This is a genomic window from Citrobacter sp. wls619, from assembly GCF_005281345.1.
GTDB lineage: Bacteria > Pseudomonadota > Gammaproteobacteria > Enterobacterales > Enterobacteriaceae > Citrobacter.
Genome location: NZ_SZXJ01000046.1, coordinates 1 through 25458 on the forward strand (window position 1 = coordinate 1; position 25458 = coordinate 25458).

Below are 25458 nucleotides of genomic sequence, written 5' to 3' on the forward strand. Positions count from 1 at the left end.
TATTACGCTTTCCTCTTTCAGAGTCAACCCTCATTTTCAGGTTTTTCTCTTCAACCGAACTGGCTGTTTGCGTGAAGTGATTCACATCCGCCGTGTCGATGGAGGCGCATTATAGGGATCCCATTTTTTAGCACAAGTATTTTTTGGATCTTTTTTGCTGAATGCTTGTTTTTCACCCCTTTCGCTATATTGCCGTCAATATTTCCTGCATCACATCCCGGAAAAAGAAGAAACCAACATTGAATTCTCTTTTCTATATAGAAAGAAAATAACGAATGCCCGTTTTCTACTACATATATAAGAAGGGATGGCGGCGGGAGCGCCCGGCCCCCCCCTACTACCTTTGAATTACGTACCTCATCAGGCGATAATACCCGTACAAATAGTGATTCCAGGACTGCGATGAGACACCCTCTGCAACGAACGGCTATACGCAAACGCCCGATGAAACTCGGCACAACCGTGATCCTCATGGTCAGCGCTGTCCTCTTTTCTGTGCTGCTCGTCGTTCATTTGATTTACTTCTCGCAAATCAGCAACACGACACGTGATGCATTAGCAGACAAAGCGCTTGCGGTAGCGCGAACGTTGGCAAACTCTCCTGAGATCCGCGAAGGGCTCAAGAAAAAGCCTGAGGACAGCGGTATCCAGGCAATTGCTCAGGCAGTAAATAAGCGCAACGATTTTTTGTTTATCGTCGTCACGGATATGAAAAGCATTCGTTATTCGCACCCTGAAGCACAACGCATCGGCCAACCGTTTAAAGGCGACGACATCCTGTTGGCGTTACAGGGCAAAGAGAACGTTGCCATTAATCGCGGCTTTCTGGCTAAAGCGCTACGCGTTTTCACCCCCATTTATGACGAACATCACCAGCAGATTGGGGTTGTGTCGATTGGTCTCGAGCTAAGCAGGGTCACTGAACAGATCAATAACAGCCGCGGCAGTATCTTTTGGTCCATCTTATTTGGCGTGCTGGTTGGGTTACTCGGTACCTGGGTATTGGTGAAGGTTCTCAAACGCATCCTGTTTGGTCTGGAGCCCTATGAAATATCCAACCTGTTCGAACAGCGCCAGGCGATGTTGCACTCTATAAAGGAGGGGGTCATTGCCGTTGATGATAGTGGTGAGGTCACGCTAATAAACCAGGCCGCTCAGGAGCTGCTGGATTACCGTAAGTCGCAGGATGATGCCCAGCTTTCCACGCTCAGCCATGCGTGGTCTCAGGTAGTTGATCTTTCGCAGGTGCTACGTGATGGAACGCCACGCCGTGATGAGGAGATCACGGTGAAGGACCGGCTGCTTTTAATCAACACCGTTCCAGTACTCAGCAATGGCAAAATCATCGGGGCAATTTCAACGTTCAGAGACAAGACCGAAGTCCGTAAACTCATGCAACGTCTGGATGGTATGGTCAACTATGCCGATGCACTTCGTGAACGATCCCACGAATTCATGAACAAGTTACACGTGATTCTGGGATTATTGCACCTGAAAAGTTATAAGCAGTTGGAAAATTACATCATTAAGACGGCCAACAATTATCAGGAAGAGATTGGCTCACTGTTAGGCAAAATAAAATCACCGGTGATCGCAGGCTTTTTACTCAGTAAGATTAATCGCACATCTGATTCAGGTCATAGCCTGATCATTAGTAATGAAAGCCAGTTGCCGGAAAACAGTAATGAAGATCAGGTGGCGGTGTTGATCACCGTACTGGGTAATTTGATTGAGAACGCCCTGGAGGCGCTAGGTCAAGAACCGGGGGGTGAGATCAGCGTATCCTTACATTATCGACACGGCTGGTTGCATTGCGAAGTGAATGACGATGGTCCGGGGATCGCCCCCGAACACATCGACCACATCTTTGAGAAGGGCGTCTCGTCAAAAGGAACCGAGCGAGGCGTCGGTTTAGCACTTGTGAAACAGCAGGTTGAAAACGTTGGCGGTAATATTTCCGTCGAATCCGAACCTGGGGTCTTCACCCAATTTTTTGTACAGTTACCGTGGAATGGTGAGAGGGCCAGCAGATGATCAATGTCTTAATTGTCGATGACGATGCAATGGTAGCGGAGTTGAACCGCCGTTATGTCGCGCAGCTGTCTGGTTTTCATTGCTGCGGAACGGCCTCTACTCTCGAAAAAGCCAAAGAGATCATCTTTCATGGCGAACATCATATTGACCTGATTCTACTGGATATTTATATGCAGAAAGAAAACGGTCTGGACCTGTTGCCCATTCTGCACAGCGAAGGCTGTAAATGTGATGTCATCGTCATCTCCTCCGCCGCCGATGCGACAACCATCAAAGACTCACTCCACTACGGTGTCGTTGACTATCTGATCAAACCGTTTCAGGCCTCACGCTTTGAAGAAGCCTTAACCAACTGGCTGCAGAAGAAAACGGATATGGAGAAGCACCAGTACTATGAACAGTCAGAGCTTGATCAGCTGATTCATGGTAGCGCGTCCAGCGAGCAGGAAACGCGGCGCTTACCCAAAGGGCTGACACCACAAACGTTACGTACACTGTGCCAGTGGATTGATGAGCACCAGGATCAGGAGTTCTCCACGGATGAACTGGCGAACGAGGTCAATATCTCCCGGGTCTCGTGCCGTAAATACCTTATCTGGCTCGTCAATTGTCATATCTTATTTACCAGTATCCACTATGGTGTTACTGGCCGACCGGTTTACCGCTACCGCGTTCAGGCTGAGCATTACTCATTACTGAAACAATACTGCCAATAAAATTCTCCCAGGGATTATTCGTTATATAAAAGTAACAATTATTAAAATAATGAAAAATCCCTTTTCACCCCTCAAAAACAGATAAATAGTGAATTTGCGTTAGATCAAATATATTTGTATCAGACATGTTAAATTTATTATTTTGTTATCGATAAATATCACACTGTTTTTAATTTCAAAATCGCTAACAAAAGTTAATTAAGTATTAACTAACTCACAGAGTGTGTATTTTTACTCCTAAAGGATTAGTCTGAATTTAATCAGACATAAAAATCTAAGCTGGTAGCAATGGAGACCATGCTACGTACTATGGACACCGTACATTTTTGTGAGCAAATAAACGTATCCGTACGCCAGACTCATTACCACATGACATGGCGTGACCGCGATCACATAAAGAATACTCTCACCTGGTATACCGGTGTTTCACGTAATAGCGGACAACGTAGAACCGACGGTCAGCACCCGGAAAACCGGTGTAAGCCAGCCAAACTACAGCGTCAGCCGCAGCGCTTCATAACCAGCTCTACTTCCCATCGCCTGAGGATCCTCTCCTCTGATCAATGCCATAGAAAAAAGCTAAATATTTCCAAAAATTTATAAAAACATTCTGGCCAGATATTTAAACATTAATCGCAAATACGGACATATCGAATACTGACCATTTTTTGATGCTTATTCCGGCAAAAAAGAATGTGCCACAGATCCATTTTTCAAAAAATTGACTGGGTTTTTCGCGAGGGTAAATAAAATGTTATTTAGTATACAACTTCTCATAATATTAATATGTTTGTTTTATGGCGCCAGAAAGGGCGGTATCGCGCTGGGTTTGTTAGGCGGTATCGGCCTGGTTATTCTGGTTTTCGTGTTCCATCTCCAGCCGGGTAAACCCCCTGTTGATGTAATGCTGGTTATTATTGCCGTGGTGGCCGCATCTGCAACCTTGCAAGCCTCCGGCGGTCTTGACGTTATGCTGCAAATTGCTGAAAAGCTGCTGCGTCGTAACCCAAAATACGTTTCTATCGTAGCACCGTTTGTTACCTGTACCCTGACTATCCTGTGCGGTACCGGCCACGTGGTGTACACCATTCTGCCAATCATTTATGACGTCGCCATTAAGAACAATATTCGCCCGGAACGCCCAATGGCGGCGAGTTCTATCGGTGCACAGATGGGGATTATCGCCAGTCCGGTTTCCGTAGCCGTTGTCTCGCTGGTTGCGATGCTGGGTAACGTGACATTTGAAGGCAAGCACCTCGAATTCCTCGACCTGCTCGGCATCACCATTCCATCGACCCTGCTGGGTATCCTGGCTATCGGTATTTTCAGCTGGTTCCGTGGTAAAGATCTGGATAAAGACGAAGAGTTCCAGAAGTTTATTTCCGTACCTGAAAACCATCACTATGTGTATGGCGACACGGCAACACTGTTAGACAAAAAACTGCCGAAAAGTAACTGGCTGGCAATGTGGATCTTCCTCGCTGCCATCGCCGTTGTTGCCGTGCTCGGTGCGGTATCTGAACTGCGCCCTTCTTTTGGTGGCAAACCGCTGTCAATGGTACTGGTTATCCAGATGTTCATGCTGCTGACTGGCGCATTGATTATCATCTTAACCAAAACGAATCCCGCATCTATCTCAAAAAATGAAGTCTTCCGTTCAGGTATGATCGCGATTGTTGCGGTGTACGGTATTGCCTGGATGGCAGAAACCATGTTCGGTGCGCATATGTCTGAAATTCAGGGCGTACTGGGCGAGATGGTGAAAGAATATCCGTGGGCCTATGCGGTTGTCCTGCTGTTAGTCTCCAAGTTTGTAAACTCTCAGGCTGCAGCGCTGGCGGCTATCGTTCCGGTCGCACTGGCTATCGGGGTTGATCCAGCGTACATCGTTGCTTCTGCTCCGGCATGTTACGGTTACTACATTCTGCCGACCTACCCGAGCGATCTGGCTGCTATTCAGTTTGACCGTTCAGGTACCACCCACATTGGCCGTTTCGTTATCAACCACAGCTTCATTCTGCCTGGTTTGATCGGCGTAAGCGTATCCTGTGTCTTTGGTTGGGTCTTCGCCGCAATGTACGGTTTCCTGTAAGCACACTTCGCGTGCCGCCCGCTATGGTGCGGCACGCCACCTTTAAGACGCAGAGAATTTTTAAATTCCTGATAAAAATGAAAAGGCTGGAAGCAAATGTCAAAAGTTGAATTCACTTACCAGGCGGCTTTCCCACTGGGGGAAGACAAAACTGAGTACTACCTGCTGACATCCGATCATGTCAGCGTCGGCGAGTTTGAAGGCGAGTCAATCCTGAAAGTAGCACCTGAAGCACTTACGCTACTGGCCCAGCAAGCCTTCCACGATGCCTCCTTCATGCTTCGCCCTGAACACCAACAGCAAGTCGCCTCCATACTCCATGATCCTGAAGCCAGCGAAAACGATAAATACGTTGCGCTGCAATTCCTGAGAAACTCCGAAATTGCCGCCAAAGGCGTATTGCCAACCTGCCAGGATACCGGCACGGCCATTATCATGGGTAAAAAAGGCCAACGCGTCTGGACCGGCGGCGGTGACGAAGCGGCGCTCTCCAGAGGCGTATTTAATACCTATATTGAAGATAACCTGCGCTACTCGCAAAACGCGGCGCTGGATATGTACAAAGAAGTGAATACCGGCACTAACCTGCCTGCGCAAATCGACCTGTACAGCGTGGACGGCGACGAATATAAATTCTTGTGCGTGGCAAAAGGCGGCGGTTCTGCCAACAAAACCTATCTGTATCAGGAAACGAAAGCACTGCTGACTCCCGGCAAACTGAAAAACTTCCTGGTTGAGAAAATGCGTACGCTGGGGACTGCAGCTTGCCCGCCGTACCATATCGCATTTGTGATTGGTGGTACGTCAGCAGAAAGTACCCTCAAAACGGTGAAACTGGCCAGCACACACTACTATGATGCGTTGCCGACTGAAGGTAACGCTCACGGTCAGGCATTCCGCGATCTGCAACTGGAACAGGAACTGCTGATCGAGGCCCAGAAACTCGGCCTCGGCGCCCAGTTTGGCGGGAAATATTTTGCTCACGACATCCGCGTGATTCGACTTCCTCGCCACGGCGCATCCTGCCCGGTAGGCATGGGCGTTTCCTGCTCCGCAGACCGGAATATTAAGGCCAAGATTAACCGCGAAGGTATCTGGATTGAAAAACTGGAACATAACCCAGGCCAGTACATTCCGGAATCTCTGCGCCAGGCCGGCGAAGGCGAAGTGGTTAAAGTTGACCTTAACCGTCCGATGAAAGAGATCCTTGCCCAGCTTTCTCAGTACCCGGTATCCACCCGTCTGTCGCTGAGCGGTACAATCATTGTGGGTCGCGACATCGCCCACGCGAAGCTGAAAGAACGTATCGAGTCCGGCGAAGGTCTGCCGCAGTACGTGAAAGATCACCCGATCTACTACGCAGGCCCGGCGAAAACGCCGGCGGGTTACCCGTCCGGTTCTTTGGGTCCAACCACTGCGGGTCGTATGGACTCCTATGTTGACCTGCTGCAGTCCCATGGCGGCAGCATGATCATGTTGGCGAAAGGTAACCGCAGCCAGCAAGTGACCGACGCCTGCCATAAACACGGCGGCTTCTACTTAGGTAGCATCGGTGGTCCGGCAGCTGTACTGGCGCAGCAGAGCATTAAGCATCTGGAATGCGTGGAATACCCGGAGCTGGGAATGGAAGCTATCTGGAAAATCGAAGTTGAAGATTTCCCTGCCTTCATTCTGGTCGATGACAAAGGCAACGATTTCTTCCAGCAAATCGTGAGCAAACAATGCGCTAACTGCGCGAAGTAACCTATTCGGCCCGGCACTGGACTGACACCAAATTTTTGGGGCCAGCCCAGTGATCCCCCCGGGCCAACTTTATCCCCCCATTAACTGGCGTTGAATTTTCGCCGTTCACAGTGAATAGTAATATTTTCCATTACTTGTGAATTCGCCATGCTCCGCACACTGAATCCTGTAATACTGAACACTGGCGCTATAGTGCTGGCGCTGATCCTTATCTACACCGGCTTCTGCGCCACCGAGAAATTGACCTGGCTGATGGAAGTGGCGCCGGTCATTATTGTTGTGCCATTGCTGCTCGCCACCATGAAGCGTTACCCGCTGACTCCCATGCTCTACACGCTGATCTTCTTTCATGCCATCATTTTGATGGTTGGCGGCATGTATACCTATGCCAAAGTCCCCATTGGTTTTGAAGTGCAGGCGTGGCTGGATCTCAGTCGCAACCCCTATGACAAACTGGGTCATTTTTTCCAGGGTCTGGTGCCAGCGCTGACGGCAAGAGAGATTTTAGTCCGCGGCAATATTGTCCACGGCCGCAAGATGTTAGCGTTTTTAGTCTGCTGCGTAGCACTGGCAATCAGCGCCACCTATGAGCTCATTGAATGGTGGGCGGCACTGGCGATGGGGCAAGGCGCGGATGACTTCCTGGGTACGCAGGGCGATCCATGGGATACCCAGTCAGATATGTTCTGCGCCCTGCTCGGCGCGCTCACGACGGTGCTTGTACTGGCGCGAGTTCACTGTGCACAGCTGCGTCGTTACGGGCTGGTAAGCGCCAACTAAATATACCGACTGCCGGATGTCGATAACGTTCATCTGGCAGACGCAAGATGAACGTTATTGATGCAACCAGGCCGGCAGCCACTCGCCGTGCGCGTCAATCAGATCATCCACCAACGCATAAATCTCCTCAATCCCTAATACCGCAGCGGTATGCGGATCCATCATCGCCGCGTGATAAACACGATCGCGATTCTCCGTCAGAATAGCTTCCGTCAGCAGGGTTTGAACATTGATATTCGTTTGCATCATCGCCGCCAGATGAGACGGGAGCGTACCCACTTTTGTCGGCTGAATACCATTGGCATCAACCAAACAAGCCACCTCGACACAGCAGCCCTGCGGCAGGTTATCGATCAGGCTGTCGTTACGAACATTGCCATACACCACGCTGGGTTCTCCGGTCCAGATAGCGTTCATGATTGTGCTGGCATATTCCCGTGACGGTTTGATATCAATGCGCGCCGTCGTTTTGTACTCTTCCAGCTCTTTATGCCAGTTCGCCAGCTGCTCGACACAGCGCTTCGGATATTCATCCAACGGAATCTTATAGCGCTCAATCAGATCTTCACGGCCCGGTTTGATAAACCACGGCGTGTATTCAGCAAAGTGTTCCGACGACTCGGTGACGAAATACCCCAATTTCTTGCACATTTCATAACGCACAATGTTCTGGCAGCGAGTATTGCCGTGGATATTCGGTTTCGGGACCTGGCCTGTTGCATAAGCTGCCAGCAGTTCCTGATAGAGATCGACATAGGTCCCATCAGCCGTTTTACGCTCCAGTTGCAGATAAAATGCCATATGGTTGATCCCGGCGCTGCGATAGCGCAAAGAAGTGGGGTCAATATCCAAATCACGGGCCAGCTCCTCCGCCGTTCCCTGCACCGAATGACACAGCCCAACCTGTTTAATATGCGGATAGCGCGCATACATTGCCCAGGTGTTCATCGCCATCGGATTAACATAATTAAGCAGGGTGGCATGCGGGCAGACGTCGGTCATATCCTCGCAAATCTGCCATAAATGAGGAATAGTACGCAGCGCGCGCATAATACCGCCAGGCCCCAACGTGTCGGCAATCGTTTGTTCCAGACCGTGGCGTTTACACACGGAAAAATCGGTCACGGTACACGGCTCGTAACCGCCAATCTGGAAAGCGACTATCACAAAATCGGCATCCTGCAATGCCGCTTTTTGATCGGTATAGCAAGTGATCTGGCCGCAAGCACCAGCCGAGTCCATCAGCTTACGCACCACAATATGCGACTCTTCCAGGCGGGCGGCATCGATATCCATTAAAGCAATATGCGCGGATTTCAGCGCATCGCGGTGAAAGACATCTCCGAGAATATTCTTCACGAAAATCGTCGATCCCGCGCCGATAAAAGTAATTTTGGGTGCAGACATCATGACTCTCCAGAACGTGGGGTGATGACGTCATGGTGGCATGAGGACGCACGAAAAACGTCCGGCTTCTGCACCGAGTACTCCCAAAAACTCAGTTCGCCTTTTCGTTTCGACGAAAACTGAGTTTCTGGGACAATTTTTGCCGAAAAGCAGAGTATTCGGGTTCAAAAAAGCACACTACCCGATAATGGTGGCCTGATTTGCGCGCCGATTCGCAGTCTTATCTGCTGAAAAATGGCATGATTCTGAACAATCAGGAACTGGAGCTACCATGACCACGCCGCCAATCTCAGCGCTTCCCCCCGATCCGCACATGTGCAACAGCGATGAAAAACAAACCCGTAGCCCGCTGTCGCTGTACTCGGAATATCAACGTCTCGATATCGAACTGCGTGCACCGCACGCCATGACCACCAGCCACTGGCACGGACAGGTGGAGGTCAACGTACCGTTCGACGGTGATGTGGAATACCTGATCAATAACGAAGTGGTGCAGATAAAACAGGGCCATATCACCCTGTTTTGGGCCTGTACGCCGCACCAGTTAATACGACCTGGCGCCTGCCAGAACATGGCTATCTTTAATTTACCCATGCACCTGTTTCTCTCCTGGCCGCTGGACCGTGAGCTGATCAACCACGTCACTCATGGCATGGTCATCAAATCACAAGCCTCTCAGCAGTTGAGCACCTTTGAAGTTCAGCGCTGGCAACAGGAGCTGAGCAGCCCGAACGAACAAATTCGCCAGCTTGCCATCGATGAAATTAGCCTGATGCTCAAGCGGTTTAGCCTCTCCGGCTGGCAGCCAATCCTGGTCAATAAAACCGCGGGCACGCACAAAAACAGCATTTCACGTCACGCGCAGTTTTACGTGAGTCAAATGCTCAGTTTTATTGCCGACCACTACGATCAGGCGCTCACCATCAACGATGTTGCGGAGCACGTGAAGCTCAACCCCAACTATGCGATGGGAATTTTCCAGCGCGTGATGCAACTCACCATGAAGCAGTACATCACCGCGATGCGTATCAACCACGTTCGCGCATTGCTGAGCGATACCGATAAAACCATTCTCGACGTTGCGTTGACCGCCGGTTTTCGCTCCAGCAGTCGTTTTTACGATACTTTCAGCAAATTTGTCGGCATGTCACCACAGCAGTACCGCAAACTGAGCCAGCAACATCGACAATCGATGGCCGGATAAGCGCCGGATGGCACAAACACATGCCTACTGACAGCACATCCCATTCGGCAATATCAGTATCAGCCAAAAAAATAATTCCCCTGTCGATAAACAGTGCCGAAAAACTGCCTCCGATAAATATTAATTATTTGTTTATAAAGGAATAAAGACAAAATAAGCTCATTTTTCAACCACTTTACAGCCCAATTAGTCAGGATAATACTTGCCTGCGTCACATTCATACGGTGTGTCTGCAATCCATACATTGCAACCTCTCCACTACCGGGTAAAAGATGATGAAAGTATTAATTGTTGAAAGTGAGTTTCTGCATCAGGACACCTGGGTTGGTAGCGCTGTCGAGCGTCTGGCTGATGCCTTAAGTCGCCAAAATGTTACCGTCATTAAGTCCACCTCATTCGACGATGGTTATGCCATTCTCGCGGCAAATGAAGCCATTGATTGCCTGATGTTCAGCTATCAAATGGAACAACAAGATGAACACCTGAATGTCAGGCAATTGATCGGCAAGCTCCACGAACGCCAGCAAAACGTCCCCGTTTTCCTGCTGGGCGATCGGGAAAAAGCCACTGCATCGCTGGATCGCGATCTGCTGGAGCTTGTCGATGAATTCGCCTGGATTCTCGAAGATACCGCTGACTTTATCGCCGGGCGCGCCGTTGCTGCGATGACCCGTTACCGCCAACAGCTGTTACCACCGCTGTTCAGCGCGCTGATGAAATACAGTGACATCCACGAATATTCCTGGGCAGCTCCAGGTCACCAGGGCGGCGTGGGATTTACTAAAACGCCAGCTGGTCGTTTCTATCATGACTACTACGGTGAAAATCTATTCCGTAGCGACATGGGTATTGAACGCGCGTCACTGGGTTCGCTGCTTGACCATACTGGCGCGTTTGGTGAAAGCGAAAAATATGCCGCGCGTGTCTTCGGCGCTGACCGCTCATGGTCCGTGGTGGTCGGTACTTCTGGCTCTAACCGCACCATCATGCAGGCATGCATGACTGATAACGATGTGGTAGTGCTGGACCGTAACTGCCATAAATCCATTGAACAAGGGCTCATTCTGACCGGGGCAAAACCGGTGTACATGGTGCCAAGCCGCAACCGCTACGGCATTATCGGGCCTATCTACCCGCAGGAAATGCGACCTGAAACATTGCAGAAAAAAATCAGCGAAAGCCCGCTGACGAAAGACAAAACCGGACAGAAACCGTCCTATAGCGTTGTGACCAACTGCACCTATGACGGCGTCTGCTACAACGCAAAAGAGGCGCAGGATCTGTTAGCCCAGACCAGCGATCGCATTCATTTCGATGAAGCCTGGTACGGCTATGCGCGTTTCAACCCGATTTATGCCGATCACTACGCTATGCGTGGTGCGCCAGGCGACCATAGCGGCCCAACCGTTTTTGCCACCCACTCGACCCATAAGTTGCTGAATGCGCTCTCTCAGGCATCTTACATTCACGTCCGTGAAGGTCGTGGCGCGGTAAATTTCTCCCGCTTTAACCAGGCGTACATGATGCACGCCACCACGTCTCCGCTGTATGCCATCTGTGCATCAAACGACGTGGCCGTTTCCATGATGGACGGTAACAGTGGCCTGTCGCTGACTCAGGAAGTGATCGACGAAGCGGTCGATTTCCGTCAGGCGATGGCACGGTTGTACAAAGAATTCGCGGCTGAGGGCGACTGGTTCTTCAAACCGTGGAACAAAGAGGTGGTTACCGATCCGCAAACCGGAAAAACCTATGACTTTGCGGATGCCCCTACTCAACTCCTGACGACCGACCAAAACTGCTGGGTAATGCGTCCCGGTGAATCCTGGCATGGGTTTAAAGACCTGCCAGATAACTGGAGCATGCTGGACCCCATTAAAGTCAGTATTCTGGCGCCAGGTATGGGTGATGATGGTGAACTGGAACAGACCGGTGTTCCGGCGGCGCTGGTTACCGCCTGGCTTGGCCGCCACGGCATCGTACCGACCCGTACCACCGACTTCCAGATTATGTTCTTGTTCTCTATGGGGATCACCCGTGGTAAATGGGGCACGTTGATTAACACACTGTGTTCCTTCAAACACCACTACGATGCCAATACCCCGCTCTCACAGGTGATGCCGGAACTGGTAGAGGAACATCCTGACACTTACGCAAACATGGGTATTCACGATCTGGGCGACACCATGTTCGCCTGGCTGAAAGAAAATAACCCAGGTAGCCGACTCAATGCGGCCTACTCCGGCCTGCCTGTTGCTGAAATGACCCCGCGTGAAGCCTATAACGCGATAGTCAGCGATAACGTTGAGATGGTGGCTATTGAAAATCTGCCGGGCCGTATCGCAGCCAACTCCGTTATTCCTTACCCACCGGGAATTCCAATGCTGCTGTCCGGGGAAAACTTTGGCGATGCCAACAGCCCGCAGATTAGTTATCTACGTTCGTTGCAATCCTGGGATCATCATTTCCCTGGCTTTGAACATGAAACCGAAGGAACGGAAATTATTGACGGTGTGTATCACGTCATGTGCGTGAAAGCCTAATGTCGCTTTTTAGATAGTCTATTTTTTATAAGGTTGACGTGTGATGGTTGAGTAATTCCTGAGTATTGCTGCAAAACAATAACATTGTCATACCTTTTGCGCGGGACCACCCCGCGCTTTTTTTATACGCAAATAGTACGTTGCCACTTGCGTAAAAAATTATGTACATGCCAAGAATCCCTACAGATATTGTAATTACTAAAAATCACGCTATTTTATCGCTTGTCTTGATTCATCATACAATTTTTTTTAGCCGCGATTACTCAGCAGGTCCTGAGTTACGGTATTTGATGTTCATATTCCGGGAGTTTGGGTATGAGGCTTTGCAGCAAAGAAGCTTGTGTTGTTGTATTAACGGAGAAAGATGTTTGGTTAAGGATTAACGGTAAAGAAGCCATCAGTTTAAAAGCTAACCACATGGCTCTGGTGGCGTGTGATAATAATATTATCGACTTCTCTTCACTTAATAACGCACTGGTCGTACATATCAGTCGCGATGTCATTAAAGACTATCTACGATTTTTAAATAAAGATCTTTCACAGATCCCTCTCTGGCAACGTAGCGCCAACCCCGTGATGACCGCCGTCTGCCTGACGCCGGATGTCTTTCGGGTTGCCGCTCAACACAGCGTGATGGAAACGCAAAACGAAGGCGAAAATGAGCGTACCCGCTCGCTACTGTTCACCGTATTATCACGTTTTCTCGACAGCAAAAAGTTTATCTCCCTGCTGATGCATATGTTACGCAATCGCATCAGCGACAGCGTTTACCACATCATTGAGAGCGATATTCATAAAGACTGGAATTTAAGCATGGTCGCCAGTTGCTTATGTCTGAGTCCCAGTTTGTTAAAGAAAAAGCTCAAAAATGAAAACACAAGTTACAGTCAAATAATAACCACGTGTCGTATGCGTTATGCTGTTAACCAATTAATGATGGACGGGAAAAACATTTCACAGGTATCTCAGCTGTGCGGATATAACAGTACTTCATACTTTATCTCCGTATTCAAAGAATTCTATGGAATGACACCACTGCATTATGTCAGTCAACATCGGGAACCCTCCGCTGCCTGATTTTTGATCATTTAGCGATGAGCCATAATAATATCAGCATTGGCGATACCCCTGTTCCGCCATCATAAAATAGTCTTCTGAAGAGGTATGATGTGACGTCATTTATCCTTATCAGGAGTTAAAAAATATGTCGACGGATGCTGATGCTCACAAAGTGGGCTTAATCCCCGTCACCCTTATGGTGTCGGGGAATATTATGGGTTCCGGTGTATTCCTGCTACCCGCAAACCTGGCGTCAACTGGCGGGATTGCAATCTACGGATGGTTGGTCACTATTATCGGTGCTCTGGCACTGTCGATGGTGTACGCCAAAATGTCGTCCTTAGACTCCAGTCCCGGTGGTTCTTACGCTTATGCACGCCGCTGCTTTGGTCCCTTTTTAGGCTACCAGACTAACGTCCTGTACTGGTTGGCCTGCTGGATTGGTAACATCGCCATGGTCGTTATTGGCGTGGGTTACCTGAGCTATTTCTTCCCAATTTTAAAAGATCCGCTGGTCCTGACGCTCACCTGTGTCGTTGTACTGTGGATCTTCGTCTTGCTGAATATTGTCGGTCCAAAAATGATCACTCGCGTGCAGGCCGTTGCGACGGTACTGGCGCTGGTACCGATCGTCGGGATTGCCGTCTTCGGCTGGTTCTGGTTCCGCGGTGAAACCTATATGGCAGCCTGGAACGTCAGCGGAATGAATACCTTCGGCGCCATCCAAAGCACCTTAAACGTCACCTTATGGTCGTTCATTGGGGTTGAAAGCGCCTCCGTTGCCGCCGGTGTGGTTAAAAACCCGAAACGTAACGTCCCTATCGCCACCATTGGCGGGGTGCTGATTGCCGCCGTCTGCTACGTTCTCTCAACCACGGCGATTATGGGGATGATCCCTAACGCTGCGCTGCGTGTGTCAGCCTCACCGTTTGGTGACGCTGCACGAATGGCACTGGGTGATACCGCTGGGGCCATTGTCTCCTTCTGTGCCGCGGCTGGGTGCCTTGGCTCACTGGGCGGCTGGACGCTGCTTGCCGGCCAGACCGCAAAAGCGGCAGCCGATGACGGCTTGTTCCCACCGATTTTTGCCCGCGTGAACAAAGCGGGAACACCGGTTGCCGGATTAATTATCGTCGGCATCCTGATGACCCTCTTCCAGTTCAGCAGTATGTCGCCAAACGCCGCAAAAGAATTTGGTCTGGTCTCTTCCGTCTCAGTCATCTTCACGCTGGTGCCTTATCTGTACACCTGTGCCGCTTTGCTGCTGCTGGGCCACGGTCACTTTGGTAAAGCGCGTCCGATGTACTTACTGGTGACCTTCGTGGCATTTGTCTACTGCATCTGGGCTGTGGTCGGTTCTGGCGCCAAAGAAGTGATGTGGTCATTCGTGATGTTGATGGTCATCACCGCACTGTATGCGCTCAATTACAACCGGATCCATAAAAACCCGTATCCTCTGGATGCCCCGACCAACAATAATTAATGCCTGTAAAAGTCGTTGCCCGATGACATAAGCGCATCGGGCCTACGCATCACACACCCCACCAGTACCTGCTAACATTAAGAACTTAATGTTGGCTTAATTTTACTTTGAGAGGATCCGCTCCACTTAGTCGATGGAACCCCCTTAATGTTAAAGCTCCTGTTTAAAAGACCGACTCTCGGGCAAATCAGCTGGCTATTGCTGATCTCATTTTATCTTGCGACCTTCCTGAACATCGCGTTCTATAAACAGGTGCTGCAAGACCTTCCGCTGGATTCCCTGCGCAACATCCTGGTGTTCTTATCGATGCCGGTTGTCGCGTTCAGCGTTATGAATATCGTGCTCACGCTGGCCTCTTTCCTGTGGCTTAACCGCCTGGTCGCGTGCATTTTCATTCTGGTCGGGGCGTCCGCCCAGTATTTCATCATGACCTACGGCATCATCATCGACCGCTCGATGATCGCCAACATGATGGATACCACACCGGCTGAAACCTTCGCCCTCATGACGCCGCAAATGCTCCTGACGCTGGGACTGAGCGGCATTCTGGCCGCCATCGTTGCCTGCTGGGTAAGAATCAAACCCATTACGCCTGCGCTGCGCAGCGTGTTGTATCGCGCTGCGAATATCCTGATATCGGCACTGCTTATCGTGCTGGTCGCCGCCTTCTTCTATAAAGATTACGCGTCGCTGTTTCGGAATAACAAAGAGCTGGTTAAGTCCCTCAGCCCGTCCAACAGCATCGTGGCAACGTCATCCTGGTATTCACACCAGAGGCTGGCCAACCTGCCGCTGGTACGTATTGGCGAAGATGCGCACCGTAATCCAGAAATGGTGAAAGGAAAACGTAAGAACCTCACTATTGTGGTGCTCGGTGAAACGTCACGCGGCGACAACTTCTCTCTGTCAGGTTATTCACGTCAGACCAATCCGTTGCTGGAAAAAGATGATGTCGTTTATTTCCCGCGTACAACGTCCTGCGGTACGGCGACAGCCGTTTCCGTACCCTGCATGTTCTCCAACATGCCACGAGCGCACTACGATGAAGAGCTGGCTCACCACCAGGAAGGCGTACTCGATATCATCCAGCGGGCGGGAATTAACGTTCTGTGGAATGATAACGACGGCGGCTGTAAAGGCGCCTGTGACCGCGTACCGCATCAGGATATGACTGCGCTGAACCTACCAGGACAGTGTATTAACGGTGAATGTTACGATGAAGTCCTGTTCCACGGGCTGGAAGAGTACATTGATAACCTGAAGGGCGACGGCGTGATCGTGCTGCACACCATCGGCAGCCATGGCCCAACCTATTACAACCGTTATCCGCCACAGTTTAAGAAATTTACCCCAACCTGCGATACCAACGAAATTCAAACCTGTTCGCAGCAGCAACTGGTGAATACCTACGATAATACCATCCTGTACATTGACTATATTGTTGATAAAGCGATCAATATACTGAAAGCGCATCAGGACAATTTCACCACCAGCCTGGTTTATCTTTCCGATCACGGTGAATCCTTAGGAGAAAACGGCGTCTACTTGCACGGTCTGCCGTATTCGATTGCACCAGACACACAAAAACATGTGCCGATGCTGTTGTGGCTTTCAGAGGACTATCAGCAACGCTACCAGGTTTCTCAAACATGTTTGCAGAAACGGGCCAGCTCAGAAGATTTCTCACAGGATAATCTGTTCTCAACCCTGCTGGGATTAACGGGCGTACAAACCAAGTATTACCAGTCAGCAGATGATATTCTGCACCCATGCAAGGGAGGCTAACCGAATGAAAATTCTGATTGTTGAAGACGATACGCTGTTACTACAGGGGCTGATACTTGCCGCACAAACGGAAGGCTACGCCTGCGATGGCGTGTCAACGGCCCGTGCCGCCGAGCATTGCCTGGAAACGGGGCACTACAGTCTTGTCGTTCTGGATTTAGGTTTACCGGATGAGGATGGCCTGCATTTTCTGACCCGTATCAGGCAGAAAAAATATACCGTTCCGGTGCTGATCCTGACCGCCCGCGACACCGTGAAAGACCGCATCACCGGGCTGGATGTCGGCGCGGATGACTATCTGGTCAAACCGTTCGCGCTGGAAGAACTACATGCCCGCATTCGGGCGCTGTTGCGCCGGCACAACAATCAGGGTGAAAGTGAGATTATCATTGGTAACCTGACATTGAATATCGGCCGCCGCCAGGTGTGGATGGATGGACAAGAAATTGTCTTAACGCCAAAAGAGTACGCGCTATTGTCGCGGCTGATGCTCAAAGCGGGGAGCCCGGTACACCGGGAAATTCTGTATAACGACATCTACAGCTGGGATAACGAGCCGTCGACCAATACGCTGGAAGTCCACATCCACAACCTGCGCGATAAAGTGGGAAAATCACGCATTCGCACGGTTCGAGGTTTTGGCTACATGCTGGCCGCTACTGAGGAAAGCTAAGTGAATTTGATGCGTTTTCTAAAACAACCGCTCCCGCTTCGCCAGCGTTTAATGCTGACGATCGGCCTGATTCTGCTGGTCTTCCAGCTGATTAGCACCTTCTGGTTGTGGCACGAAAGCACCGAGCAAATACAGCTGTTCGAACAGGCGTTACGCGAAAACCGTAACAACGATCGCCATATCATGCATGAGATCCGGGAGGCTATCGCCAGCCTGATCGTCCCCGGCATTTTTATGGTCAGCCTGACGCTCATTATTTGCTATCAGGCGGTGCGGCGCATTACCCGTCCTCTTGCCGATCTCCAACAGGAATTAGAAACTCGCACAGCGGATAATCTGGCTCCCATTAATATCCGTAGCTCCACCCTTGAGATACAGGCGGTAGTGACGGCGCTCAATCATCTGGTCACGCGGCTAACAACCACTATCGACAACGAGCGTCTGTTTACTGCTGACGTTGCCCATGAGCTACGAACGCCACTATCCGGCGTTCGTCTGCATCTGGAATTGCTCTCAAAAACCCACAATGTTGACGTTACGGCGCTCATCACCCGTCTTGACCAAATGATGGACAGCGTGTCGCAGCTGTTGCAACTCGCCCGTGTGGGTCAGTCGTTTTCGGCCGGGAATTACCAGCATGTCAAACTGCTGGAGGACGTCATACTGCCCTCCTACGATGAGCTCAGCACCATGCTGGACCAGCGGCAACAAACGTTGCTCCTACCGGCAAGCGCAGAGGATGTCATGGTACGCGGCGACGCCACGCTGTTGCGGATGTTGTTGCGAAATCTGGTAGAAAACGCCCACCGTTACAGCCCGGAAGGTACCAACATTACGATTAACCTTAACGCGGAACAAAATGCAATTCTGGCCGTTGAGGATGAAGGACCAGGCATTGATGAAAGTAAATGCGGGGAGTTAAGCAAAGCGTTTGTACGCATGGACAGCCGTTTCGGCGGCATTGGGCTGGGATTGAGTATTGTCAGTCGAATTACCCAACTTCATCGCGGGCAGTTCTTTTTACAAAACCGCCCAGGTGCCAGTGGTACTCGCGCCTGGGTGGTGCTGGAGAAAGATCAGTAAGAGCTCACCCACACGTACAAAAAGCTGCTCACAATCAGTACGCTGCATACGGTGGTCAAACTTTCATAAATACGGGTTTTCATGACACTCTCCTCCGATAATCTGGAGGAGAGTTTGCCTTACGGAGATTAAGCCAACCTTAAGGCCACGCACCGGATGGCGGCCGAGGCCTTATCCGGCCTACAAAGTACAATGCTATCCGTAGGCCTGATAAACGTAGTGCCATCAGGCAATCACACGATTACTCATCAATACGCGGATGCTGCTGGACCAGGCGCGAACGTTTAACCTGTAGATCAGCAATTTCCTGATCGATGTCTTCGATTTTCTGCTCAATGTTATCGTAGTGCTCGCCGAGAATTTCTTTCGCTTCCTGAATATCCGAAGCCGCAGGCGTAGCCCCTTTCAGCGGCTGATTGGCGGTCTCTTTCATGGTCACGCCGGTAATTAAACCAATCACCGCAATCACCATCAGATAGTAAGCAGGCATCATCAGATTCTGCGAACTTTCCACCAGCCAGGCGGCTAACGTCGGCGTCAGACCGGCGATCAATACCGAGATATTAAACGCGGCGGCCAGCGCACTGTAGCGAATATGCGTCGGGAACATCGCCGGTAACGTTGACGCCATCACCCCGGTAAAACAGTTGAGGATCACCGCCAGCATCAGCAACCCGGCGAAAATCAGGCCGATGACGTTACTGTTAATCAGAATAAATGCCGGAATCGCCAGCACAAACAACGCAATACTGCCCATGATCACAAACGGACGACGCCCGAAGCGGTCGCTGAGCAAACCCATAATTGGCTGCACAAACAGCATACCAATCATGATGGCGATAATAATCAGCACGCCGTGGTCTTCAGAGTAATGCAGGTTATGCGACAGATAACTCGGCATATAGGTGAGCAGCATGTAGTAGGTGACGTTGGTGGCAATCACCAGACCAACACATGCCAGCAGGCTACGCCAGTGTTTAGTCGCAATTTCTTTAAACGAAATCTTCGGTCCTTCCTGCAGACCCTGACGATCGCCCTGCTCCAGCTTGTCGACATGCTGCTGAAACGCAGGTGTTTCTTCCAGAGCATGACGCAGATACAGACCAATCAGCCCTAATGGTAGCGCCAGGAAGAACGGAATACGCCAACCCCATTCAAGGAAGTTGTCTTCACCGACGACGGTCGAGATCAAGACGACTACACCGGCACCCAGCACAAACCCGGCAATAGAGCCGAAGTCCAGCCAACTGCCCATAAATCCACGCTTACGGTCCGGGGAATACTCTGCGACAAAAATCGACGCGCCGGTATACTCCCCACCGACCGAAAAGCCCTGTGCCATCTTACACAGCAACAGCAGGATCGGTGCCCAGATACCAATAGACGCATACGAAGGGATCAACCCAATACAGAAGGTACTGATCGACATAATCACAATCGTGATAGCCAGGATCTTTTGGCGACCGTATTTATCGCCGAGCATACCGAAGAACAATCCGCCAAGCGGTCGAATCAGAAAGGGAACGGAGAAGGTAGCGAGTGCAGCAACCATCTGCACGCTGGGGTCAGCCCCCGGGAAGAACACTTTACCTAATGCGTAAGCAACAAACCCATAAACACCAAAATCAAACCACTCCATTGCATTACCGAGTGACGCGGCGGTAATGGCTTTTCGCAGTTTTCCGTCATCAATAATGGTGACGTCGCGAAGCGTAATTGGCTTTATTTTTTTCCTTTTTAGCATACCAGTCCTCATAGACTTAGCCCTGTCGCGCTACAGATCGAGTCTCCCAACGCCGTAGCGCCAAGGTCATCGCCGAGCGGGGATTGCACAGGCGCAATCCCTGTAACAAGCGTAGCAGGTTTACTTACACTGACTGAAAATGAGCAGTACAACCGAACCTGTTGACGCCTGATTGGGCGGTTAATGACCTCTTTACCCTAACAGCGTTTAAATGTGTGATCAACTTCACACATAGTTTTTCATTTCGTCAACCTGCGTAAATCAGGTCATTCTGAGTCAACTTTTTTACATGTCATGCTTGCGATTTACTGACAATTAAATACAAGAATAAATCTTCTGGCTCCATCAACAATCACCGCAGTCACTATTATTCTGCTAGCAAAAAAACCACCTAATCCCTTCACAAAAAGATCACAGGTTTTTTAATAATCATAGCGCCGGAGAGATTTTGCTCGGAATATGTGATGAAGATAACTAAAACATCGTTTTATTTTGATTGAATCAATGTTCCTGTGAATGCAAACTAATTCCAGACGCAATATCCCTGGGAGCAGTAGCACGCTCAACGTATGCCGCGTTAGATTTTATAAAACAAAGAGATAGCCGTTTTCTCTGTTAAAACCCAAAAGTAACCTTTTGAATTTAAATAATTTTTATCTTCTTGCGCGTTTATAACCTGCGACAAGACATGAGGACGTTTATGAAAATTAAAGCCACGATTGAACGCATCCCCGGCGGAATGATGTTGATTCCTCTGTTATTAGGCGCAGTGTTAAATACGTTAGCTCCCGATACGGGCGCGTATTTCGGTTCGTTTACCAAAGGGATGATCAGCGGAACAGTTCCGATTCTGGCAGTGTGGTTTTTTTGTATCGGTGCATCAATTGATTTGCGAGCAACCGGTACGGTATTACGCAAGTCAGGTACATTGGTATTAACCAAAATAGCCGTAGCCTGGGCAGTGGCCATGATTGCCGCTTCATTTATTCCTGATACTGGCATTCAAACCGGGTTCTTTGCAGGTCTTTCCGTACTGGCAATTGTCTCAGCAATGGACATGACCAACGGGGGTTTATACGCCAGCCTGATGAATCAGTACGGTACGAAAGAAGAGTCTGGCGCCTTTGTGTTGATGTCGCTGGAGTCCGGTCCGTTAATGACCATGGTCATTCTGGGCTCTGCCGGCCTGGCCTCCTTTGAGCCACACCATTTCATCGGCGCGGTCCTGCCGTTCCTGATTGGCTTTACACTGGGCAACCTGGATCACGACCTGCGAGCCTTCTTTAGCAAAGCGACACCGGTACTGATTCCGTTCTTCGGCTTTGCTCTGGGTAACACCATTAACCTGAGCGTCATCGTTGATACCGGTCTGCTGGGTATCCTGCTGGGTGTGGCCGTCATCGTTATCACCGGTATCCCGCTGATTATTGCTGACCGCGTCATTGGTGGTGGGAACGGTACGGCAGGCGTCGCCGCCTCTTCTGCAGCTGGCGCTGCAGTGGCGAACCCAGTGATTATCGCCCAGATTAACCCGGCATTTGAACCGGTTGCCGCTTCGGCAACGGCTCTGGTCGCTGCCAGCGTGATAGTGACTGCGATTCTGGTGCCAATTATCACGGCGCTGTACGCCAAACGCTTTAACAAGGAACGCGTCGCCAACAGTACAGCAGCCACCCCGGCCGACTCTTTGCACCACTAAGTCTGGCTACACATCACTCGCCGTCCCTTCTCAGTGATTCAGAGGGGACGGTGCAAAAATCTCCTCAACCATCGCATCAACCAGTCGCTTTGCCGAACACAGTCTCGGCATCCCCAACGCCACATTCTGCCAACGCTGCGTCACCGACCAGCTCACCGGATGGCGCTGTGCATCGCACCAGTCACCCAGCCAACTCAGCAGATCGTTATGTTCGCTCGCCCCCCCAACGGCAGGTGAACTCAGCCATTGATGGTAATAATGGCGCGTAGTAGGTGCCGCATTCACGCTGTGTGCCAGTGTCTGGGCAGCCATCGTGCGTAAATTGTCTTTTAGCATCGACACAACATCGGCATTCGCCAGCCGACAGGCATCACCAAAGGCGCCCCAGCGCAGTTCCTCCAGCGCAACAAAGCAGCGCCCGGGTAATGACCAGCCGTCATACGCCCCAGCCCGCCAGCGAGTAAAAATCTGTTCACTGTGTTCGCCTGCCTGCACGGTCAGCCCACGTTGCGTCAGCGCTTTTTCTTTATATGCGCTACGTTGGGCAAACCCGTCAGCCAGTGAAATTAATTGCTGCATCACGCCGGGAGTTGATTGTCCGCGTGGTTGTTCAGTTTGTTGTAAAAATACCAGTCGCTCGGCAATACGTACCAGCGCCAGGTGGCCAGGATCGATAGTGCCCGCCAGCTTTTCCACCAGCTTAAGGCGCATCACCAGGTGTTCGCTGGAAACCCCCGCCATCACCCACGCGCGCAGCTGCGTCTGGGATAATACTTCCTGCGTCAGACGCGCACGCAACCGCTGCTGCTGCTGCAGAAAACCGCCGGAACGTTTGGTTTCATCTCCCTGAACCAGATCGACCATAAACTTCGGGTAGACGCACTCCAGCGTCCGCCCTGGGCCTTCCAGTAACACGTTAGTCATGTATGCTCGGTTGCAAAAAGGGTGTGGATATCGTCACGCAGCAAGCGGGAATCTTCATAAATCCATGCCGCCGTCGTAATACGATGCTGCAATTGTTCATTCATTGCGTTCACCGCCGATTCATTTTGCTGGCGCAGGGTCAGACTCTCGCGCAGGCTCGCCTGCAATTGTGTCAGACACAGTGAAAAATCAGCAAAAAACGTGGCCATGCCTGCCGTAACGGAAATATCGACCTGAGCAACTAAAGCTTTACGAATTTGTTGGCAAAACTGAGTGACATAATGGACAAGGTTCTTGTGCAACGCGCCCATATCAATGAGGTAACGCGTTTTTGTTTCGACGTAATCATTCCATCCCCAGTTTGGCTGATTCAACCAACGTGAGAATGTGTCACGCACAACACCGCCGGTGGAGGGGGCATTATCCGCAGGGATATCCTGTTCAATAGCCTCGTTAAACAACTGACGCGTATTGAAATTAAACATCGACGCATGAAAGGCTGGAAAACGGATCCGCGCCCGAAATCCGGCATGGTTCAAATCCTCTTTCACCCGTTGTTCAATAGGCCGCATAGCGTCATTCAGCGCCCGGGATAACGTCGATTCAAGCGCCTCAAAACGCAGCGCCAGGTCCCGGCTGATACTCTCCTGCGCCGCCAGCAGGACCACCTCACAGGAGGAGCGAATTTTATCTAACACAATTTTCGCTTGTCCCTCGTCATGCAACACCAGCATATCACCGGCCATTTCCGCCGCCGCAATGGCAGCGCCCATGCCATGTTGTGACATCATCAACACGTTTTCTTTAACAAAGAACGTATTAATACCGCACAGAATCTCGGTCTGCTGCTGATTGAGATAGCCGGCAGCAGCCTCCAGCGCCAGCTCAACCTCGTGACTGACCTCGTCGCCCACCCGCGCCTGGCTTCTCTGCAACTGTTGCATGTCATCTTCAATATGCGCGATGTTCATCTGCAACTGCTCATAGGCGACGGTTAAGCCGTGGGCGCGAAACTCCAGATATTCGTGTGCGCTTTGCGAATAGTTCAATAGCTTGTGCGATGCCGAGCGCAGCGCATACAGTGAGGCATTGGCGTAGGCTGCATGGATCACTTTCTGAATCGGTTGTTCAAACAGTGAGTCTTCCCAAAGCAGATCGGCGGCATGGCGAATATGCTCTTTATCCTCAAGATCGGTGGAACGCCAGCGCCTGCCGAGTGCCGCTTCGGCAAAGTCCTGGACCCAGCGCTGCTCCTGATGATCCGGCAAGCGCCCATTATTCACGAGTTCATGGCGCGCCCTGTTGGCCAGATATCCCCACATTGAGGAGACCGGATAAATACGTTCAGGCGTAATACCGCCTTGCATCAACGTGCCGGAAATTAACGCCCGCACCTGCTCTTCATCATCGCTGTTGCGGTCTTTCTGATCGAATTTGTTAACCAGCGCATACAGCGGTACTGACTTTCCAACCGCCATAATGGCCTGACGGACTTCCTCATCCGAAATCGACTTCAGTTGGGTATAATCCATCACCGCCAGTACCGCTGAAGCCCGGGCCAGCTGTTCATTGAGCATTTGCTGTAAGTGTGGCTGCCCGGCCTCATTCGGCCCGGGAGTATCCAGCAGCGTCAATTGTCCCGGATAACTTGCCAGCCCGGCCAGATGCACGAACTCAACCTCAATAACCGGAATATGCTCAATTGCAGCATAGGCGGTAAACGGAAAATCCACCTCCAGCGCTTTAGATAAACGCACCAGATCGTTCAGGCTCTTGAGAAAATGGAAAATTGGTTGTGCGCCAAGATAATACCGTTCAAATGCCACGCCATTTTCAATATGTTGAAGCAGGGCATTCATATCCTTATCTATTTCCAGCGTCTGAGCCAGACGCTGACGGTCGCATTCCCGCACGCGCTGCTGTAATACTTTCATTAAGGCGTCAATTGGCGCGACATGCGAAAAATGCAGCACCGGCTCTTTCTGTCCCGGCGTATGGCGGATAAGGGTCGGTAACGCCGTCATCGGGCGATTACGATTAGGTAAAACCTCGGTTCCGACAATCGCGTTAATCGTCGTCGATTTTCCCGCCTTCATCGTACCGACGATCGCCAGAACCATTTCCAGACGGGTAATCTTTCGCAGTTCATTGTTGAGCGTTGCCTGCTGGACATCCATGCCACGCGCGCTGAAATGCAGGGGCTGAACAACCTGTCCGCTATGCTCTCCTTTTTTCAACATGACATCATTCGCCGAGGTCATTGGCAATTTCTGCAATTGCCTGAGATGTTCAAGAGAGAGCATCAGTAAGCGTTCAGCTTCCTGACTTAATTCATAAATTGTCTGTGTGTACATGGAAAATCTTTCCTTAACGCAAATAGCATTACTTTTATTTAGCCAAATCGTTTTATTTATAGATCTTCGGCTTTTATAATTACGTGTGGAAATAATTAAAATTAAAACAACCAGCTGATATTATTAAAATAAAAT

At 50.5% G+C, this 25458-nt stretch carries 18 protein-coding genes; 13 read left to right on the forward strand and 5 right to left on the reverse strand.

Going from position 1 to position 25458, the window contains the following annotated elements:
- Positions 1-402 precede the first annotated feature (402 nt).
- From FDX19_RS11945 to FDX19_RS11965, 5 genes are all read left to right on the forward strand, one after another.
- The gene (locus FDX19_RS11945) at positions 403-2034 is read left to right on the forward strand and encodes a sensor histidine kinase (RefSeq protein WP_137382870.1); all 1632 of its coding nucleotides are present in this window, start codon (positions 403-405) and stop codon (positions 2032-2034) included.
- The gene (gene dcuR, locus FDX19_RS11950; RefSeq protein ID WP_137382871.1) at positions 2031-2750 is read left to right on the forward strand and encodes a two-component system response regulator DcuR; all 720 of its coding nucleotides are present in this window, start codon (positions 2031-2033) and stop codon (positions 2748-2750) included. The genes FDX19_RS11945 and dcuR overlap by 4 nt, the downstream gene beginning before the upstream one ends.
- A gap of 751 nt (positions 2751-3501) precedes the next feature.
- A complete protein-coding gene (gene dcuB, locus FDX19_RS11955) occupies positions 3502-4842 on the forward strand; it encodes an anaerobic C4-dicarboxylate transporter DcuB (RefSeq protein ID WP_137382872.1) in 1341 nt (446 codons plus the stop codon).
- Positions 4843-4938: 96 nt separating this feature from the next.
- Positions 4939-6585 carry a class I fumarate hydratase FumA gene (gene fumA / locus FDX19_RS11960; protein ID WP_137382873.1) on the forward strand — a complete coding sequence of 549 codons (1647 nt, stop codon included), beginning with the start codon at positions 4939-4941 and terminating at the stop codon, positions 6583-6585.
- A gap of 147 nt (positions 6586-6732) precedes the next feature.
- Positions 6733-7365 (forward strand): DUF2238 domain-containing protein, encoded by a 633-nt coding sequence (locus FDX19_RS11965; protein WP_137382874.1) that lies wholly within the window; start codon positions 6733-6735, stop codon positions 7363-7365.
- Positions 7366-7419: 54 nt separating this feature from the next.
- Here the strand turns inward: FDX19_RS11965 and FDX19_RS11970 are convergent, their stop codons facing one another.
- Entirely contained in the window at positions 7420-8775 is a 1356-nt protein-coding gene (locus tag FDX19_RS11970) for an alpha-glucosidase/alpha-galactosidase (protein ID WP_137382875.1), read from the reverse strand.
- A gap of 268 nt (positions 8776-9043) precedes the next feature.
- Here FDX19_RS11970 and melR point away from each other — a divergent pair, with 268 nt between their 5' ends.
- The 7 genes from melR to pmrB all read left to right on the forward strand — a co-directional run bounded on the left by melR (position 9044) and on the right by pmrB (position 18602).
- Positions 9044-9976: a transcriptional regulator MelR gene (gene melR / locus FDX19_RS11975; protein ID WP_137382876.1), complete on the forward strand. Its 933-nt coding sequence runs from the start codon at positions 9044-9046 to the stop codon at positions 9974-9976.
- A gap of 275 nt (positions 9977-10251) precedes the next feature.
- On the forward strand, positions 10252-12519 hold the full coding sequence (adiA, locus tag FDX19_RS11980; RefSeq protein ID WP_137382901.1) for an arginine decarboxylase: 2268 nt from the start codon (positions 10252-10254) through the stop codon (positions 12517-12519).
- Between the two features lie 315 nt (positions 12520-12834).
- Entirely contained in the window at positions 12835-13596 is a 762-nt protein-coding gene (locus tag FDX19_RS11985) for an AraC family transcriptional regulator (protein ID WP_137382902.1), read from the forward strand.
- Positions 13597-13723: 127 nt separating this feature from the next.
- On the forward strand, positions 13724-15061 hold the full coding sequence (adiC, locus tag FDX19_RS11990) for an arginine/agmatine antiporter (protein WP_137382877.1): 1338 nt from the start codon (positions 13724-13726) through the stop codon (positions 15059-15061).
- A gap of 147 nt (positions 15062-15208) precedes the next feature.
- Complete coding sequence (eptA, locus tag FDX19_RS11995; protein WP_137382878.1) at positions 15209-16846, forward strand: phosphoethanolamine transferase EptA; 1638 nt, start codon at positions 15209-15211, stop codon at positions 16844-16846.
- Positions 16847-16850: 4 nt separating this feature from the next.
- Entirely contained in the window at positions 16851-17519 is a 669-nt protein-coding gene (gene pmrA, locus FDX19_RS12000) for a two-component system response regulator PmrA (RefSeq protein ID WP_048213870.1), read from the forward strand.
- The gene (gene pmrB, locus FDX19_RS12005; protein ID WP_212734711.1) at positions 17520-18602 is read left to right on the forward strand and encodes a two-component system sensor histidine kinase PmrB; all 1083 of its coding nucleotides are present in this window, start codon (positions 17520-17522) and stop codon (positions 18600-18602) included.
- Here pmrB and pmrR read toward each other — a convergent pair.
- Both pmrR and proP read right to left on the reverse strand, forming a co-directional pair.
- Complete coding sequence (pmrR, locus tag FDX19_RS12010; RefSeq protein WP_003826741.1) at positions 18596-18685, reverse strand: LpxT activity modulator PmrR; 90 nt, start codon at positions 18683-18685, stop codon at positions 18596-18598. The genes pmrB and pmrR overlap by 7 nt on opposite strands.
- 158 nt (positions 18686-18843) lie before the next feature.
- Positions 18844-20346 carry a glycine betaine/L-proline transporter ProP gene (gene proP, locus FDX19_RS12015; RefSeq protein ID WP_137382879.1) on the reverse strand — a complete coding sequence of 501 codons (1503 nt, stop codon included), beginning with the start codon at positions 20344-20346 and terminating at the stop codon, positions 18844-18846.
- 700 nt (positions 20347-21046) lie between these two features.
- Here proP and kdgT point away from each other — a divergent pair.
- Positions 21047-22045: a 2-keto-3-deoxygluconate transporter gene (gene kdgT / locus FDX19_RS12020; RefSeq protein WP_137382880.1), complete on the forward strand. Its 999-nt coding sequence runs from the start codon at positions 21047-21049 to the stop codon at positions 22043-22045.
- Between the two features lie 30 nt (positions 22046-22075).
- Here the strand turns inward: kdgT and FDX19_RS12025 are convergent, their stop codons facing one another.
- Positions 22076-22969, reverse strand: a complete 894-nt coding sequence (locus FDX19_RS12025; RefSeq protein WP_137382881.1) for a diguanylate cyclase regulator RdcB family protein — start codon at positions 22967-22969, stop codon at positions 22076-22078.
- Positions 22966-25323, reverse strand: a complete 2358-nt coding sequence (crfC, locus tag FDX19_RS12030) for a clamp-binding protein CrfC (RefSeq protein WP_137382882.1) — start codon at positions 25321-25323, stop codon at positions 22966-22968. Before crfC ends, FDX19_RS12025 begins: the two co-directional genes overlap by 4 nt.
- Between the last annotated feature and the right edge of the window lie 135 nt (positions 25324-25458).

Bases quoted from the DNA above. Each gene is read 5' to 3' on its own strand.
- proP (WP_137382879.1), bottom strand. From the start codon at position 20,346: ATGCTAAAAAGGAAAAAAATAAAGCCAATTACGCTTCGCGACGTCACC.
- adiA (WP_137382901.1), top strand. From the start codon at position 10,252: ATGAAAGTATTAATTGTTGAAAGTGAGTTTCTGCATCAGGACACCTGG.
- FDX19_RS11945 (WP_137382870.1), top strand. From the start codon at position 403: ATGAGACACCCTCTGCAACGAACGGCTATACGCAAACGCCCGATGAAA.
- FDX19_RS11970 (WP_137382875.1), bottom strand. From the start codon at position 8,775: ATGATGTCTGCACCCAAAATTACTTTTATCGGCGCGGGATCGACGATT.
- crfC (WP_137382882.1), bottom strand. From the start codon at position 25,323: ATGTACACACAGACAATTTATGAATTAAGTCAGGAAGCTGAACGCTTA.
- FDX19_RS11965 (WP_137382874.1), top strand. From the start codon at position 6,733: ATGCTCCGCACACTGAATCCTGTAATACTGAACACTGGCGCTATAGTG.
- pmrR (WP_003826741.1), bottom strand. From the start codon at position 18,685: ATGAAAACCCGTATTTATGAAAGTTTGACCACCGTATGCAGCGTACTG.
- dcuR (WP_137382871.1), top strand. From the start codon at position 2,031: ATGATCAATGTCTTAATTGTCGATGACGATGCAATGGTAGCGGAGTTG.
- melR (WP_137382876.1), top strand. From the start codon at position 9,044: ATGACCACGCCGCCAATCTCAGCGCTTCCCCCCGATCCGCACATGTGC.
- adiC (WP_137382877.1), top strand. From the start codon at position 13,724: ATGTCGACGGATGCTGATGCTCACAAAGTGGGCTTAATCCCCGTCACC.
- kdgT (WP_137382880.1), top strand. From the start codon at position 21,047: ATGAAAATTAAAGCCACGATTGAACGCATCCCCGGCGGAATGATGTTG.
- fumA (WP_137382873.1), top strand. From the start codon at position 4,939: ATGTCAAAAGTTGAATTCACTTACCAGGCGGCTTTCCCACTGGGGGAA.
- eptA (WP_137382878.1), top strand. From the start codon at position 15,209: ATGTTAAAGCTCCTGTTTAAAAGACCGACTCTCGGGCAAATCAGCTGG.
- FDX19_RS11985 (WP_137382902.1), top strand. From the start codon at position 12,835: ATGAGGCTTTGCAGCAAAGAAGCTTGTGTTGTTGTATTAACGGAGAAA.
- dcuB (WP_137382872.1), top strand. From the start codon at position 3,502: ATGTTATTTAGTATACAACTTCTCATAATATTAATATGTTTGTTTTAT.
- pmrA (WP_048213870.1), top strand. From the start codon at position 16,851: ATGAAAATTCTGATTGTTGAAGACGATACGCTGTTACTACAGGGGCTG.
- FDX19_RS12025 (WP_137382881.1), bottom strand. From the start codon at position 22,969: ATGACTAACGTGTTACTGGAAGGCCCAGGGCGGACGCTGGAGTGCGTC.